Origin of the sequence: Brevibacillus sp. RS1.1 (assembly GCF_013284365.1) — a bacterium.
GTDB classification, from domain to species: Bacteria; Bacillota; Bacilli; order Brevibacillales; family Brevibacillaceae; genus Brevibacillus; species Brevibacillus brevis_D.
This window is the reverse complement of sequence record NZ_JABSVA010000006.1, coordinates 249588-266514: the sequence shown is the minus strand read 5'-3', so window position 1 is coordinate 266514 and position 16927 is coordinate 249588. Positions and strand designations below refer to the sequence as shown.

At 46.9% G+C, this 16927-nt stretch carries 14 protein-coding genes; 4 read left to right on the top strand and 10 right to left on the bottom strand.

The features are described from left to right. Positions 1-130: 130 nt before the first annotated feature. The 5 genes from HP570_RS20655 to HP570_RS20635 form a co-directional block, all read right to left on the bottom strand. Positions 131-1138 carry an ABC transporter substrate-binding protein gene (locus tag HP570_RS20655; protein WP_173626972.1) on the bottom strand — a complete coding sequence of 336 codons (1008 nt, stop codon included), beginning with the start codon at positions 1136-1138 and terminating at the stop codon, positions 131-133. 159 nt (positions 1139-1297) lie between these two features. After that, positions 1298-2749 (bottom strand): polysaccharide deacetylase family protein, encoded by a 1452-nt coding sequence (locus HP570_RS20650; protein WP_173626971.1) that lies wholly within the window; start codon positions 2747-2749, stop codon positions 1298-1300. A gap of 143 nt (positions 2750-2892) precedes the next feature. Continuing rightward, positions 2893-4122, bottom strand: a complete 1230-nt coding sequence (locus tag HP570_RS20645) for an efflux RND transporter periplasmic adaptor subunit (RefSeq protein ID WP_173626970.1) — start codon at positions 4120-4122, stop codon at positions 2893-2895. Between the two features lie 20 nt (positions 4123-4142). Then, entirely contained in the window at positions 4143-7274 is a 3132-nt protein-coding gene (locus tag HP570_RS20640; RefSeq protein WP_173626969.1) for an efflux RND transporter permease subunit, read from the bottom strand. 38 nt (positions 7275-7312) lie between these two features. After that, a complete protein-coding gene (locus HP570_RS20635; protein ID WP_087350750.1) occupies positions 7313-7696 on the bottom strand; it encodes a MarR family winged helix-turn-helix transcriptional regulator in 384 nt (127 codons plus the stop codon). Positions 7697-7924: 228 nt separating this feature from the next. Between HP570_RS20635 and HP570_RS20630 the strand changes: the two genes are divergently transcribed. Next, positions 7925-9088: a sensor histidine kinase gene (locus HP570_RS20630; RefSeq protein WP_173626968.1), complete on the top strand. Its 1164-nt coding sequence runs from the start codon at positions 7925-7927 to the stop codon at positions 9086-9088. 34 nt (positions 9089-9122) lie between these two features. After that, positions 9123-9830: a response regulator transcription factor gene (locus HP570_RS20625; protein ID WP_173626967.1), complete on the top strand. Its 708-nt coding sequence runs from the start codon at positions 9123-9125 to the stop codon at positions 9828-9830. Between the two features lie 69 nt (positions 9831-9899). On the opposite strand, the gene HP570_RS20620 is transcribed toward HP570_RS20625, so the two are convergent. The 4 genes from HP570_RS20620 to HP570_RS20605 all read right to left on the bottom strand — a co-directional run bounded on the left by HP570_RS20620 (position 9900) and on the right by HP570_RS20605 (position 13625). After that, entirely contained in the window at positions 9900-10376 is a 477-nt protein-coding gene (locus tag HP570_RS20620) for a GNAT family N-acetyltransferase (protein WP_173626966.1), read from the bottom strand. After that, positions 10357-11067, bottom strand: coding sequence for an MBL fold metallo-hydrolase (locus tag HP570_RS20615; RefSeq protein WP_309139205.1), 711 nt, complete (start codon positions 11065-11067; stop codon positions 10357-10359). Before HP570_RS20615 ends, HP570_RS20620 begins: the two co-directional genes overlap by 20 nt. A gap of 103 nt (positions 11068-11170) precedes the next feature. Next, entirely contained in the window at positions 11171-11626 is a 456-nt protein-coding gene (locus HP570_RS20610) for an SMI1/KNR4 family protein (protein ID WP_173626964.1), read from the bottom strand. 271 nt (positions 11627-11897) lie between these two features. Continuing rightward, positions 11898-13625, bottom strand: coding sequence for an amidohydrolase (locus HP570_RS20605; RefSeq protein WP_173626963.1), 1728 nt, complete (start codon positions 13623-13625; stop codon positions 11898-11900). A 274-nt stretch (positions 13626-13899) separates the two neighbouring features. On the opposite strand from HP570_RS20605, the gene HP570_RS20600 reads away from it, so the two are divergent. Together HP570_RS20600 and HP570_RS20595 are read left to right on the top strand one after the other, a co-directional pair. After that, positions 13900-14349, top strand: a complete 450-nt coding sequence (locus HP570_RS20600) for a MarR family winged helix-turn-helix transcriptional regulator (protein WP_254495389.1) — start codon at positions 13900-13902, stop codon at positions 14347-14349. Beyond that, positions 14337-15953 (top strand): DHA2 family efflux MFS transporter permease subunit, encoded by a 1617-nt coding sequence (locus HP570_RS20595; protein WP_173626961.1) that lies wholly within the window; start codon positions 14337-14339, stop codon positions 15951-15953. Before HP570_RS20600 ends, HP570_RS20595 begins: the two co-directional genes overlap by 13 nt. A gap of 72 nt (positions 15954-16025) precedes the next feature. On the opposite strand, the gene HP570_RS20590 is transcribed toward HP570_RS20595, so the two are convergent. Continuing rightward, the gene (locus HP570_RS20590; protein ID WP_173626960.1) at positions 16026-16781 is read right to left on the bottom strand and encodes a metallophosphoesterase family protein; all 756 of its coding nucleotides are present in this window, start codon (positions 16779-16781) and stop codon (positions 16026-16028) included. Positions 16782-16927: the final 146 nt, after the last annotated feature.

Here is a 16927-nt window from a genome sequence, read left to right as displayed (position 1 = left end):
GTCGCTATTAACTGTAACCAAATTCCAGAATAGGAGCTATTGATGTTCCTTACAGTTTTCTTTACATTTTGTAAGGTTTATTACGTGAGACGAAAAAAGTCATCCGGCGAGGGATGACTTTTCTTGTGATCTATTTTTTGCTCTTGTTCTCTTCGTGTCTTTTGATCAGCATATCTACGAACATATCAATCTGTGCTGTGATCGCGATTGGATCATAGCGATAGAATGTATCGTAGTCGTTGTAGAAAATCTGATTGTTTTTCGCGGCAGGGGTAGCATTCCATACAGCGGACTCCTGTAAGGTTTTCAAGGCTTCACTATTTTTTTCTGGATTGTAGAAAGTCACGAACATGTAATCCGCAGCGTATTCTGGCAAGGTTTCCATGGACAGCTGTAAGGTTTGCTCTTTGGATTTGTCTGCGTGCGGCATTTTCAGCTTCAATGCATTGTACACGGTTTGACCACCGCGCCCTGCGTGATCGCCGAAGATCCACAAATCTCCTTTGTTCGTCAGCTCGTAGAGACCAACCGTTGCATTCTCATCCACGATGCCTTTCAGCTTTTCGCGCCCCTCGGCAGCCTTTTTGTCAAACTCCGCAATGAACTTGTCTGCCTTTTCTTTGTCGCCAACCACTTCTCCGAACAATTTGAGGGTATCATAAATGTTGGTCGCCGTACCGTACGGGAGATAAACGGTTGGAGCGATTTTGGACAAGGCTTCATAATTGTCATCATACATGACGACGATGAGGTCAGGAGCCAGCTCTAACGTTTTCTCCACATTGATCCGCGGGCTACCCACGTCCTGCGCATTTTTTAATGGTTCAACGGTAAACGGGCTTTTGAAAGCTTCCGTCTCTGCACCGATTACATTTCCGCCTACTGCAATCAACTCGCCTGCGTAGTAATCCGTCACAATACGCTGTGGCTTGTCAGGAATTTGAATGGTCCCTTTGGGTGTTTCGATGCTGCGCATTTTGTTCTCAGTAGGGGCTGCTGTTGACTTGTCAGCTGGCTTGGAAGCAGAATCCGTTGCGGGTGCTTGTGTTGCCGTATTTGCTCCACCGCATGCCGTCAAAAAAAGCGAGAACACCAAAATGACAGCAAGGACAGCCTTTACTGTTTGGTTCGTAAGCATGATGAGCCTCCCTTATGTACGTTTGTAAGATAGATGTAAGTAATGCCATGAACGATATTGATTATCATTATCGATAAAACTATAACAAAGAGTATTTTTACTGTCAATCGCCCGAGCTTTGCGAAAAAAAGCAAAAAAAATCCCTTTCTGAGAAAGGGATTAGTTGCCGGAGCGTCTTTGTTTGATCATGTCGTCCATCTTTACAAAGGTGTAGCCTTTGCTTTTCAGGCTTTCCAGTACAATTGGGAGTGCTTCAATCGTGTGGATGTCATCGAGCATATGCAGCAAAATGACACTGCCATTTTTCGTCTTGCTCATGACGCCATTTACGATATCTTGGGCGCTGTTTTTATTGTCCCAATCCAATGTGGTGACATCGTACAACGCAATGACCTTGTATCCCGTAGCAGCAATCACTTTAGCTGTGTGATCGTCTACTACGCCAGTCGGTGGACGGAACAGCATGACAGGCTGCTGTTGGATCGCTTCGGTAATGACCTGGTGTGCTTTGACCACGTCCTTCTGCAATTCTTCCGCTGTCAGCGTCGTTATGACCGGATGGCTATACGAATGGTTGGCCACATCATGACCACTCTCCACCATCGCTCTCGCCAAATTTGGATTGTTCTCCACCCCTTTTGCCCGCAAGAAGAACGTCGCTTTCACATCATGCTGCGCCAAAATGTCTAATAGTTTCGTTACGGTTTTGTCGCTTCCCCAGTCGTCAAAGGTGAGCGCGATCTGTTTTTTATTTGTGTCGACCTGAGAGATGATTTCGTACTCGGCATTTTCGAATTGCGGATTCAGTTTTACTGCGTCAAAGCCTGGTATTTGTTCCAGCGGCTTGCGTTCACCGCCGTTTTTCACCATCTCACTGAGCGGGACAAACTGGTAGCCGATATCCGCTGCTGCCTTGGCGATCAACGGAATGGCTGGGATCACCTCAGGATTGATGTCTGTATTGAGTGAGATAATGCTGCCTCTGGACATGTAGCGAGTTATGTAATCTCCAATGGTTTTGGCGTCTTTTTGCAAATCACGGTCCTTCGGGTTGATGTTATAGCTGACGACCGCTTCCATCCCGAGATGGGCGGCTGCCAAACGGACGTCATCCGTCACATCGCCAGATTTGGTTCTCACATAGCGAGGGGAAATACCCGTCTCGCGTTTGATGACCTCATTACTCAACTGAATCTCCCGATAAATTTGCTCGTAGCTGAGCTTGCTCATATCCAGTTGATTCAATGTGTTGTTCTGGATTTCATGACCGCGGGCCAAAATGTCCTTGGCGATGCTTGGCTCCTCGGCGACACGCATACCCGGCAGAAAAAAAGTGGCTTTGATCTTATGGGCATCTAGCTGCTCCAAAAGACTTTTCATCATCTTATCGTCGCCCATGCCGTTAAACGTCAGGGCCAGTTCCTTGCGCCCCGTGTATACATAAGGCAGCGCCTTGCTTTTTTCACCCGTGTAACGAGTGATAGTCTGTTTCTGCTCTGTCTTCTGGCGCTCAGTGGATTCATCTTTGCTCGCAAACATCGAGCATCCAGAGACGAACACGACTGTCATGAGCAGTGCAATTCTTTTGCACAGTTTTGCAGATATAATCATGTATGACTCCTTATCCCCTCATTGCTCCCAATTGATCTTAGCTAAAATTATACTCTGTTTGCATTTTTGGTAGAGTAGATTTTCTTTCCATTTCATAACAAAAAGAGACGGATCTGCTCCGCCTCTTTTTCTTCCCTATCTACTTACTCCTGAATACTCACCTTGCCGCCATCTGCAAGCAGCGTCTGTCCTTTTACCACGACTTTATCTCCATTCGCTAGGCCGGATACTACTTCAATCAACTCGCTTGTCGAGTTGCCCGTTGACACTTCCACTTGCTTGGCTGTTTCCCCTTCCAGCTTGAACACATATTGTCTGCCTTCACGCTCAAATACGGCCTTACGAGGAATAACGAGTGACTTCGCTCCTTCTGAACCTTGCGGGAAGGTAACATTTACGACCATATCGGACTTCAAATCATGAGAAGCATTTGGAATTGTGATTTCTACCGGATAGGCTTTGAGCTGCGAATCCATGACAGGGCTAATCGCCGTTACATTTGCATCAATCGTTTTGCCTGTAGACTGCACGTTTACTTTGACGACTGTTCCTACTTTTACTTTCGTCACATCTGCTTCAGACAAATTCGCTTTGACCACAAGTGGATTCGTTTTGACGACGGTCACAATAGGTTGCTGGCCTGCCATCTGCCCTACTGCTCCGTTCACGCTTGCGACAAATCCGTCGATGGGGGAGACAACCTTTGCATTCGCCAGTTGCTCACGAGCATTTTGCAGTCTTACCTCGGACTCCGTTACACTCGCTGCCGATACTTGCACACCCGTTTTTTGTTTCGCGCCTTGCAGCTTCTGCTTTGCATTGTCATAGGAAATCTGGGCTTTTGTGAGCGTTGTATTTACCTCTTCCATTTTCTCAGTAGCAATCGCTCCCTCTGCGAGCAGCTTCTGATTACGTTGTTGATTCAGTTTGGCGTCAGCAAGCGCTCGTTCTGCTTCCGTCAAATCATTTTGTGCTTCCACCAAGCTTTGGTTAGAGGTACTGCCCGCTTGGGTTAAGTTCGCTTTTGCCACACGGAGAGCTGCTTCTTGCTCTCTTACACTGTTAGACAACTCATTCGTATCGAGTGTAAACAATAATTGTCCTTTTGTTACGGCCTGACCCAGCTTTACTGGGAGAGATGCAATTTTCCCGCTAGTTTTTGGTGACATTTGGACTTCCTCACTTGGTGCCAATTTTGCAGTCAGTCCAGCCTCCGATGTGACCACGCCGTGTGCCACCGTTGCAACCTGTACAGGGGTAACCGTTTCTGCTGGAGGGGCAGCAGTCGTCGCTGCATCCTCCTGGCTTGCGCAGCCTGTGATCAAGGTAAGGGAAAGTAGCGCCACAATCGCGATTCTTTTATTTATGATCATGAATGGTTCCTCCTCTTTTCTCATGCATTTGTCGATTCTAACGTGGTACGGATTTTCTTTTCCTGCTTTTGCTTGCGCTTGTTGCGTCTCTTTTGTCCCATCTCATCAAACCATACGGTAACCACAGGTACGAGTATGAGCGTGATCATGGTGGAGAAAATCAAGCCATACATGACGGTAGTCGCCATGGGCGCTTGCAGTTCTAAACCAGACCCAGCAGCAACGGAGAGCGGAGCAATGGCCATAATCGTCGTGAGGGTTGTCATCAAAATCGGACGCAGACGAGCAGGTCCTGCATGTAAAATCGCTTCATGTAGCTCCCAACCTTTTGCACGCAACTGATTGATCAAATCGATTAACACAATCGCATTGTTCACGACCAGACCGATCAGCAAAATGTACCCGATCAAAACAGATACAGTAATAGGTGTTCCTGTAAACAGAAGCCCCAATATGACCCCAGTAAGGCTCGGAGGAACCGAGAACATGATGATAAATGGACTGAAAAGTGATTCAAACTGAGCAGCCATGACCATGTACACCAGCACGACGGACAAGATGATCGCGAGACCCAGATTCACAAAAGAATTTCCCATATCCTCGCTCTGTCCGCCCATTTCGATGATGTAGCCATCCGGAACATTCAGCTTATTGATGATATTCGTAACCTCCGTCGCGGCCGCTTGCAGGTTATCCCCGATCAAATCGCTTGTGACCGTCACTTCACGCGTCATGTTTTTGCGCTCAATCGATGGTGGTACTTCGACTTTGCTAATGGTTGCTACGGAAGTGAGGCTGATTTGAGCGCCTGTTGGCGTGGAAATACGCAGGTTCTTCAAGTAATTGATATCTTCCTTATAGTCTTCTGGCAGCTTGAGATTGATATCAATTTCATCTTCACCCGTACGATACTGGGTAACCGTTTGACCTTGGAAAGAAGTTCGCACAACAGAAAGGATTTCATTTGTTGTCAACCCGTACAAGCTCGCCTTCTCTGTATCGACCTTCACATCGAACTCCTGACTCATTTCCTTAACACTGGTAGATACGTTCATCGTTCCCGGTACCTTGGCTATTTCCCCTTTTACAATCTCGCTCAGTTCCGTTAAGACGTCCAGATCATCTCCGCGAATTTCAATCGAGATGGCTGCTCCGCCCCCCATACCACCGGAAAGGGATTTCACCTTGATATCTGCTCCTGCTATATGCTTGACTTTCTCTTGCAGGCCCACAGCAATTGCCTCTGTCGATCGCTGTCTCGTCGTAATCTCTCCTACGTGCAGTTCGATCGTTGCGTTATGAGAAGTGGATGCACCGCTCTCTGAAATACCGTCGCCACCCCCGACCGTGGACTTGACCAATTTCTTTTCTGGCACTTGATTGACCACTTCTTCTACTTGCTTCATTACTTTTTCTGTTTCCGTCAAGACAGTACCCTTCGGCAGCTTGATCTCTACTTGGATTACCCCTTGGTCCATATCCGGGAAAAACCCTGCTCCGAGAGTGGGAACTAGCATCAATGAGCCAATCAACATAGCAAAAGCAGATCCAATCACGGTTTTCCGATGACCCAATGCCCATTTGAGAACCCTTTGATAGCCCTTTTCCACCTTATGGAATCCGATGTTAAACCAGGTTAGTGGATTGAAGCCTCGATAGTTTTCATGATTTGTATGCTCCGGGACAGTTTTTAACAGGCGAGCACTCATCATTGGAACCAGCAAGAAGGTGAAAACGAGTGCTGCGATGTGTGAGAAAACGACCGTCAATGCCAACGGTGCGAAAAGCTCAGCAACAATCCCCTCTGTCAGTGCAATCGGTAAGAATACGCAAATTTGTGCCAATGCGGATGCCATCACCGCGGTTCCTACCTCTTTGGAACCAACCAAGGCCGCTTCCATCATGCCTTTGCCTTGTTCCCGCTGACGGAAAATGTTTTCCAGCATAACAACCGCGAAGTCCACTAATGATCCCAATCCGAGCGTGAGACCTGCCAGGGAAATCAGGTTGATTGTTTGACCTGTCATATACATCAAGAGGAAGGTTGATATGATCGATACAGGCAGGACAATGACCGCAATAAGCATAGACGACAGACTGCCCAAGAAGAAGAACAGCATGAGTACGCCAATGGCACCACCTGCAAGAGCATGTACTACCGTGTTGTCAACGGAGCTCTGGATATAGGTAGAGGTATCGAGAACGATACTTGTTTCTACATTTGCTGGAAGCGTGCTATTAATCTTCTCCAGCTCAGCCTTTACGTCTTTTGCAATTTTGATCGTATTGCCGCCTGTGCCTTTCATCACGGAAATTCCCAGGCTTGGCTTTCCATCAATGTAGCTCAGATTGGTCACTTCTTTGATGGTGTCTGTTACGTTGGCAATATCACTCAATCGGATGAAGCTCCCACCAACAGAGATCGGCGTGAGTGCAATGGTGTCCACATTGGTGAATTCTCCTTGCACGCGAATACTGGTCTTTGCGTCACCTTCCCGTATCGCACCCGCTGATCCTGATACATTGCTGTTTTCTAGTGCTGCCTTTATTTGATCCAATGTCAATCCATAGGCGGCTAATTTGGCTGGGTCTACGATGATATCGACAATTCGCTCTTGCCCACCAGTGACCGTGACAGAAGCAACACCGTTAATTCGTTCCAAACGGGCCTTGATTACATCGTCCGCGATTTTTTTTAGTTTGTTGACATCTTGATCGCCAGTTACAGCCAGATCAAGTATCGGCTGACTTGTCGGATCAAATTTCAACACCCTTGGTGAACCAGCTGACTCAGGCAAGCTCCCCCGGACCAAATCTACTTTATCTCGCATATTCAACGTTGCTTGATCCATGTCTGTTCCCCACTTGAAATGGAGGATGACCGAGGATGAGCCATTAACAGAGGTTGATGTGACCTTGTCTAAATTCGGAACCGTGCCTAGTGCATTTTCGATCGGCTTGGTAACCAGCTTTTCTACCTCAGCTGGAGCCGCCCCCTCCACAGAGGTAACAACTACGGCGACAGGAGCATTCAGCGATGGCATCAATTCAATAGCCAAGCGAGGAAAGGTAACCAAACCAAAAATGAGGATGGCTATGGATATCATAATCATCGTGACCGGACGTTTAATGGATAGCTCTGATATATTCAAAATTTTCTCACCTCTTCGTTTGTAGGGAGCTCAGCGTATCAGCTCAGTATTTCTTTCTCCAAAATAAGCGCGCGCAAGGAATGAAGCGATGTAGGTGTACAAGCATTTCCTTCTTGTTCCGTCCAATTCGCTGGTACACGCTCCGTCAATGCTGCCCACACAATTCTCCGATCCGATTTATCACGAAATCTGCGCACCAAGTTCATCTGTTCCAGCCGACTGATTAAACCTGAGGTCGTACTATAGGAAAGATCAATCGCCTTGCTGATTTCTCCCATTGTTTTCGGGCTGATCGCAATTTGCTCCAGAATGAGAACCTGTTGCCAGGTGATATCACTTGAATCCAATGCTTGCATGGAAAGTGTGGAAAATACGGTGCTCGTATCTCTTAGAATCTTCGCTAACTGAAACAGTTCGTTCATAAAAGCCTCCTACCCATTCTCTATTTTTCGGACTATCGTTTGGGGTGTTCCCCTCCATAGATCAAATTGTACTTATACGATTCGTCCCCGAAGTCTATCGGGTAGTCAAATTGTGGAATTTGATTTTATCTATCCAGAGATAGAAGACCGTACACCCGGAGATAGACGACAGCGCATGCTAAAATGAAAATATAATGGGTACGTATACCAAGAAAGGAGGTTGTCTTCTTGAACGCTTCAGCTGCATCTTTCCGCTCACGTTTCCTACTCATTTGTTTTTTTGTATTGATCTCATTTTTTCTCATTCCAAGTGCTTACATTCATGAGCCCACCATTCCATTTATCATCTCGCTGATCATCATCTTCTGCTACCTGCTGATGTTTCTCAGACCCAAAAACAATTGGAAACCATTTCAAAAAGACATCGCCATTATCGTTATTGGTACCGTGTCATTTATAAAGGTTCTCTATGTAGGGCAAGAGGTCGGTCTATCCTTGCCATTGGTGGCATTTATTGGATTCCATATCCTTGAACGCCGAGCATTGTACTATGCGATTTTTTTTGGTGCATGCTCCTTTTCTTACATGTTCTTTCATAAAGACTATATGTTTGAGGAGGTTATCGGCTATGTCGTGACCTATATGGGATGGTATCTCGGAGCACGAGGACTATCTGTTCAAAATCAAGCAAAGGAGTCGAGTCAGCAGCATCTGAAACAATTGCAAAACGCGCATGTTGAACTCCAGGAAGCTCATTCTGAACTTCAAGAGGCCTCTGTGAATACACTTCGTGCCGCTGTCCTTGAGGAGAGGACCCGAATCGCCCGTGATGTTCACGACGCTTTGGGACACAGTCTCACATCATTGATCGTTCAATTGAATGCTTTGAAATACATGCTGCAAGGAGGACCGAGTGACGCACAGGAGGCTGTCCGAGACATGCTTACGGTGTCAAAGCAAGGCCTCGATGATATACGCTCGTCTGTACATACATTGGCTGCAGACAAATCCTCTCTGGGAATCACACCACTGCGTATACTCTTATCACGAGCCCAACAGCATACCGACATCAAAATGCAGCTGATCAGTCCCAATCCAGACATTCCTCTTTCTCAGCACATGACTATTACGCTTTACCGGATTCTCCAAGAAGCGATTACCAATTCCATACGACATTCTGATGCAACAGAAATTTTCATCACGATTGAAAAAAAGCAAAACTACCTATTCTTGGCCATTTGGGACAATGGGAATATGACAAATCATCATCAAATCAAGCTCGGCTCTGGTTTAACAGGTATCGCAAAACAAACCAAGGAATTAAACGGAGACCTTTCCTATTCCATTCGAGAGCCCCACGGCTTTCAAATTGACATCAGCTTTCCGCTTTGATAAACAAATAGTGATAATACGGAGGAATGCCAGCATGGAAAATCAAAACAAAAAAGAGACCATTCGTGTGGTCCTGGTCGATGACCAAACGATGATCCGCCAAGGATTGGGATATGTCATCAAAATGCAGAAGGATATGGAGGTAAGCGGGGAGGCTTCTAATGGAGAAGAAGCCGTGAAGATCGTAGGGGAAATCATTCCTGATGTAGTCTTAATGGATGTACAAATGCCGAATATGTCAGGAATCGATGCAACACGCGAAATCACTCGACTCCATCCTTCGGTAAAAGTATTAATCCTCACTACTTTTGACACGTACGATTACATCGTAGACGGTATTCGCGCTGGTGCTGTCGGCTATATGCTAAAGGATTCCGATTCACAGGATATGTTAGACCTCATTCGCAGGGCCCATCAGGGCGAGGCACTGTTCTACACGGCTACTGCTGCAAAGGCTCTCGCGGAGGTTCTACAGTTTCAACAAAAGAATCACGAGCCTGACTCTGATGCTGACTGTGACTCTACGCTTCCACCCCTTGTCATGTTTGATCAGTTGACTGATCGAGAGCGGGACGTACTTGAGCAGCTATCCTACGGTAAACGGAACGATCAAATTGCGCAGCACCTGCTTATCTCAGGGGGAACCGTCAAGACGCATATCCATCGGATTTTACAGAAAATGGGCGTAGAAGATCGTACACAGGCAGTTGCCAAGGCGATCCGGTATAAAATCGTGAAATAAGGAAGGAAGCGTAAAAAGCCCAAGCACTTTACATGCTTGAGCGTCGCTGCTACTCGGAATAGACTGCAGCTATTCTACACTCCGTTCCTTTTCGAATTCTACTTCCAACAACGGCAATGTTCTGCCCGGGAAAACGGTAGATGCGATTTCTCCTACGCGCTTTGCCCCTCTCGACAAGTAAAACGGTTCTGCGTACGGGTCGCTGTGGATGGTGACGACTGGGATATCCAGCTTTTGTGCCACCTCCACCATATGCTGCCACAGAGCCTTTCCGTAACCTTTTCCAACCGCCTCCGGTTCCATGAACAAATAGCCTAATAGCCACTGCTCTTGCTCTGCATCCTTTTCCAAACTCATGAAGCCTTTGATGCTACCCTCGTCCTCTAACACATATACTTCCTGCGTCTCGATATAGGCAGATGATAGCGTCAGGTCGTCGCGACAGGCCTCCATGAATTCATCACTGTACCCCCAATAAGCTTTGGAGCGATAGGCAAGCTCACTCAGTTCGCTTGCTTCTTGTCCTTTACCTCTGCGGATGTTCATCTGAATTCATGCCCTCCTTTGCTACGATTTCCGCTAGACGTTGTTTGATACCCCCTGTACAAACGCCGCCGTGATAGGCAATCACTGTCTCTATATCGAGCTCGAGCAGTTTGCGGATCGATTGCAGAGCTGTCGGTTGATCAGGCGTGAATTCGGGATTGAAGGGCATCAGTACCCCATCTTGTGCTGTGAGGGCGTCTCCTGAAATCAACGTCTTGCTCGGAATATGATACAAAGAGATGTGATCGGGGGAATGACCGGGCGTATAAATCACCTGGATACCTCCACAGTAAGGGAGAACATCGCCATCCTGTACGGCATGATCCACTTTTACCGGAGGGGCCAGTACCCCACTTTTGATCAAGGGTGTTTCTCCTGCCAGATACGGAATCGCTACCTCGTGAGCAACCACCTGTACGCTTCCTTCCTTTGCTGCTACTATTTCAGGCAAGCTGCCGATATGATCCCGGTCTTGATGGGTAATGATGATTTTCGTCAATTTTTCAAAAGGAATCGCTTCTTGCGCCAGTACATTCTGAATCAGCTCCAATTGTCCGGGGATGCCTGTATCCACAAGAATGGCTTCATTCTCATCCCATAGCACTGCGGTGTGGACGACGAATGGATTGCCTCCCGCGTCCATCTCCAGTTTGATCGTTTTGATTCCTTCTGTTTGAGTCAAATCGGACACCTCCACATTTGCTTGAATCTGAATGGTATGAATGATTCCCTAAAAGCAGGGGATAATCCTCTCCCTTCCTGTTATGTATTTTTGGGAGAGAAGTTCGTAATCCCTAATCTTTCTCCTTCAACTCATCCTGTAAAAACATCACTAAGTTATCAGCAATCTTTTCAGCGTACTCACTGACTTGCTGTTTGCTCATTATTTCATAGTCTTCTTCATGATCGAACTTGACAATGGGGGTGTTATCTAACGTGTATTCTATCCCTACTTTGCTTAGGTCAAAGCAGTAGGCATCTCCCAATGAGTTAGAAGCAAAAACAATATACTTGTGTTTGGATACATCTCTTCCAGGAACCAATTCATAATTTTCCATCAGTACGTCGGCAATTGACCATATCCTTAAATCCCCTAAGTCGAATTCTCTGGTTGCATTATATTGAGAAAAATAGTTCGTGAAATCTTCAGGCAAATTGAGTGACTCTAATTTTGCAATCTCTTCTTTTGAGGCTTGTTCAAACTCCACACCTGTTATATGGCTAATTGTTGTCATGAGCTCCTTCAACATCTGAATTATCCCTCCTCCTTGACTACATTAAATCAATCAATTATTTCATCAGTACACGGGTTGTCTCCTGCACCATATCCCGTAAACCATGGTGACACCGTTTTTCGGTGAAAATCTCTTTGTGGGGGTATCAAGTTGTAAGAAAAACGAGCCTCTAGAATTGCTTCTAAGGCTCGTTTCGCATTCAGGGAGAGGTAATCCCCTGATTTTTTCCTATTTTCCAAAACACACTTTTGCAGCAGCCTCAACAAGGACAGCCATTTTTCCCCTCTTACTTTGCTTCCTTCTGACGATAAACTTCCTTCCCTTCAACCAAGGTCAGCACGACTTTCGCATCCTTGATTTGAGTGGCTGGAATTTTAAACAAGTTTTTATCGAGCACGATGAGATCTGCCTTCTTGCCGACTTCGATCGAGCCTGTGATGTCATCCACGTGGTTGGCGTAAGCACCATCAATCGTGAAGCTGGCGATCATTTCTGCAAGCGTTGCACGCTCGTCTGGGTTGGCAACTTTGCTCGGATCGGTTACACCCTCCTCGATCCGGGTAATGCCTTGTTGAATGCCATGCAGTGGATTGAATTCCGGCGTTACGATGTAGTCAGACGAAGAAGCTACATGCACCCCTTTTTTCAGGAAGCTCTTCATCGGGTATTCTTTTTCTGCGCGTTCGTGGCCCAAGTACGGCACTTCGATTTCATCGTAGTAGCCCTCTTCCTGCATAAACCAGAATGGCTGCACGATTCCGACTGCACCCAGCTTCTTGAAGCGCTCGATGTCTGTTTCATTGACCAGTTGCAAGTGAACGAGCGAGTGGCGAGCATCATGCTTACCATTTTGTTTTTCAGCGAGCTCCATACCGTCTAGTGCAATGCGGGTAGAAGCATCCCCGATGGAATGGACGTGCAATTGGAAACCTGCCTTGTCTACTGCGGCTGCTGTTTGATTGTAAACCTCTGGCTTCCAGATTAATTCTCCGTTTGTGTCCTTATGGACATACGGCTTTTCCAAGTAAGCTGTGGCGCCTTCTACGACTCCATCCAAAAAGATTTTGACGGCGTTCACCTGGAATAGCGGATTTTGATTTTGATTACGCTCACGGATTTTTACAAATTCTGCGATCTGCTCAGGTCCTTTTTCTGGGTTCGCTGTCAACGCATTGCGGAAGCGGATGGTCAGTTTGTCCTCTTTCGCGAGCTCCTCATACGCTTCCAATACGTTCGGATAGCGCAGCATATCCGGGTCGCGCACTGTCGTTACACCGCGTTCAACGGCTTTTTCCTGGTAGGCTTCAATTCCGGACTTGTATTGCTGGACGGTGTATCCCCCGATTTTTGAAAGCACCAGATTCATTGCGCTTTCCCGCAACGTTCCAGATGGTTCTCCTGTTTTCGGATCGCGCTCGATAATGCCGCCCTCAGGGTTTGTCGTGCCCTTCGTGATTCCAGCCAACCTCAATGCTGCCGAGTTCACCCACAAAGAATGTCCATCATCGGAGGTCAGCGCGATTGGAGTCGTTGGTACGATTTTATCCAATACTTCCTTGCGCGGACCAATACCAGGCACTACCGGATTGCTCCAGCCGCGTCCTTGCAATGCTGGTTCGTTTGGATGCTCTTTTACGAATTTCCAGATGGTCGCAACGTATTCCTCGACAGAGCCTCCGTCAAACAAATCAATGGAGTAAATGAGTCCCGTCGTTTTGCTTGCATGCGTATGACTGTCAATAAAGCCCGGCAATACCATTTGGCCTTTCAGATCGATTACTTTCGTATTCTTGCCGATGTGTGCTTTCGCATATTCATCTGCGCCGACAAAGACAATTTCATCACCGCGAATGGCCACTGCCTCTGCCCAGCTGTTCTTATTGTCCACTGTGTAGACCGCACCGTTCGTTAATACGACATCTGCTGGCTGTTTTGTCCCTTGGGCGGCAAAAGCCGACATCGGGCAGATCAGCGCTGTAGCGAGCAATGCGCTGGTTAATTTTTTCCCAAACACGTTAAAATCCCACCTATCTATTTATCTAAGATGAAAAGAATGCCAAAACCGATTGTAGCATCGCAACTCTGAAAATTCCATGAAGTCCGGTCGAAAAATAGTATTTTTCCCCGATTTATGACGAAATTGATCACATAATGACCACCTGAATTGGTCAAATTGGTAAAAGGTTAATTTGACTCTCCTTCATGAATCGATGTATACTCATAAATGTTTTAGGGGCTAAACATTTAACGCCATATACAATTAAGCAATGAAAACAGGAGAGGGTACGATGCAAAGCCAAGTCAATTTTGAAGAACTTTATATACAACTCCAACGGAAGGTTTCGGCTGAGTCACACAAGCGTTTGGATCCACTCGTATCAGGATCACAAGCGATGCTTTTGCGAATCCTAGATATGAGCGGTCCACAGAAAGCATCTTCTATTGCAGTACGTATGAACATTACCCCCGGAGCGGTTACGAGTCTCGCTGATAAATTGATTGCTTGCGGCTATGCCACGAGAAATCGTGACAGTACGGACCGCCGCGTCGTGCAACTGGACATAACCGATCAAGGAAAAGATATCCTGCGGCAATACAAAGCCGTGGTGAGGAGCACGATTGAACAGTTTTTCGCAGGCGTATCTGATGAAGACAAACAACACTTAGTCCGCATCTATCACCAGGTTCTGAAGAATATAGATCAACAAAGAGAGGAGAATCAAGATTGCAACAGCTGACAGAGAAAAAGAAAGTGACGATTATGATCGCGATTATTACGGCCATGTTTTTCGCCGCGATCAACCAGACCATTATCGGGGTTGCCATGCCACGTATTATTTCAAAGCTGGGTGGCATGGATTACTATTCGTGGGCGATTACGATTTATTTGCTGACCTCAACCGTCGCTTCTGTACTGGTTGGGAAGCTCTCCGATATATATGGAAGAAAACCGTTTATTTTGACGGGTATTGCGTTGTTTAGTATCGGAGCCTTGTTATCCGGGTTTTCTACCGATATTTTTCAACTGATTACGTATCGTGGCATTCAAGGGGCGGGTGCCGGGATCATCATGTCCACTGCTTTTACCGCCATGGGTGATCTGTACGAGCCTCGCGAGCGCGCCAAATGGGGAGGAATCATGAGTGCCGTCTTCGGTGTATCCAGTGTGCTTGGTCCTCTGATGGGCGGCTATATCGTCGACCATCTCGACTGGCATTGGGTGTTCTGGATCTTCTTGCCGATTGGCGTGATTGCCTTTCTGTTGATCATGATTCATTTCCCAAAAGTACCGAAGCAAGAAGGAGAGTCTGTGGACTACTTCGGCTCGCTGTTCCTGTCACTCACCATCGTACCGATGCTGCTCGCCTTCTCATGGGCAGGTAATGGCCCAGGCAAACACGCTTGGGGCTCGTGGCAAATTATTGGTTTGTTTGCCTCCACAATCATTGCGTTGATCGTGTTTATTATGATTGAGAGGAAAGTAAAGACTCCCGTGCTTCCGCTGGGCTTGTTCAAAAACAGTATTTTTACTGTCTCTAATCTGGTCGGATTCTTCCTCAACGCAGGGATGATGGGCGCTATCATTTATGTGCCATTCTTTGTCCAAGGGGTCAAAGGTATCTCTCCGACAATGGCTGGTTATGTAGCGATGCCGATGTCGATTGCCATGCTCGCGACCTCTGCAATCGCCGGACAAATCATGACCAAGACGGGAAAATATAAAAAGATGGCGCTGGGTGGACTTCTCGTCATGACCTTTGGCATGGTGTTGATGTATTTCATGTCGCCAGCCACACCGATTTACTTGCTCGTGATCTACATGATTATTCTCGGTTTGGGGATCGGGATTGCGATGCCAGTCTTCTCTTTGACGGTGCAAAATGCAGTCGCACCGCAGCAATTGGGTGTCGCTACAGCAACGTCGCAGCTTTTCCGCAACCTCGGTGGGACCATTGGAATTGCTGTTATGGGAACCGTCATGAGTGCCAGCATGTCTGCGAAAATGACGCAACTGTCCGGAGCCATGGGCCAAGGGAACAATCCCGCAGCAGCCGATCCTGCCCTGGCAGAGAAGCTGTCGCTGTTTACGAATCCGCAAAATTTGTTGGATCAGCCGAAAATTGAAGCCACGCTGGCTAGTCTGCCACCGGATTTGCAGCCGCTGTTTACTCACATGCTGGATATGATCCGGGAAGCGATGAGCTATGGAATTACGACTACATTTTTGACTGGGGCGATTGTAGCGGGTATCGCTGTCATCATCGCGCTGTTCCTGAAGGAAATTCCACTGCGTAGTGGGAAGATGGGACAGAAGCCTGAGGGGGAAGCAGGAAAGGCTTAATAGGGAAAAGGAAGAGGGCGATTGTCCTCTTCCTTTTTTCATGGGGTATGGATTTGCTGTATGAGCCACATGCTACAGCTCTGCTCTTCCCGTTCGGATCGCATACGCATAGTCTCTGCGTCCGTTTTCTTCCGCTCTTCTCGCTGCCTGCTCGAAATCATACGGAACCAATACATGCTCCACAAGCCACGAGCCACCTTGTGGTTTTACCGTGACGTACTTGGCATGCGGGGTTTTCGATTCCATCGAATGCGGGTATGGCGTCTCTTCAAAATACGCTGGCAATCCGACACTCCCCGGATTTACTACGAGCTTCCCATCTGGGAGCCACACGGATTTGGGCACATGAGAGTGTCCGCAAAAAATGACTTTTTGTTGGATACCTGTCAGCTCGATCATTAGCGCATTCGCACTTTTGTCTTCTATTCCGTATGGAGCGACGTTCTCTAATAAATAGACATCATCGACAAAAGGTGTCCCGTGGCAAAATAAGAGATCCTCCTGTGTCCATTGCTTTTGAAACGACCCGATCCAGCTAAGCATTTCTTTTGTAAGCAGTGGTTTCACGTATTGGAAGGTAATTGACTCCATTTGCTCTCCCAGTAAATATCTGTCACAATTACCCATGATGTGGGTGATTTCAGTTCGCTCCATCAAGAGCTCTGCTGTTTTGATCGGATCAAGCGGTCCAAATAAGGTATCTCCCAAATTCACAATCGTTTCAATTCCGCGGGAATCTATGTCGTGCAGAACAGCTTCTAATGCATAGGCGTTGCTATGTACGTCAGAGATCACCGCGATGGAATGGTTGTTTTGGCTCAAGGTCATATACTCCTTTAAGAAATTCGAAGCATCTATGCTTATAGTATTACTGCAAAATTCTGTTGATTTCCTGCTTCATTTAAATGATGGCGGCGTACGTGATACATCAAGAGGATGCCCTTCTATCAAACGAAGAATGGCATCCTCTTCCT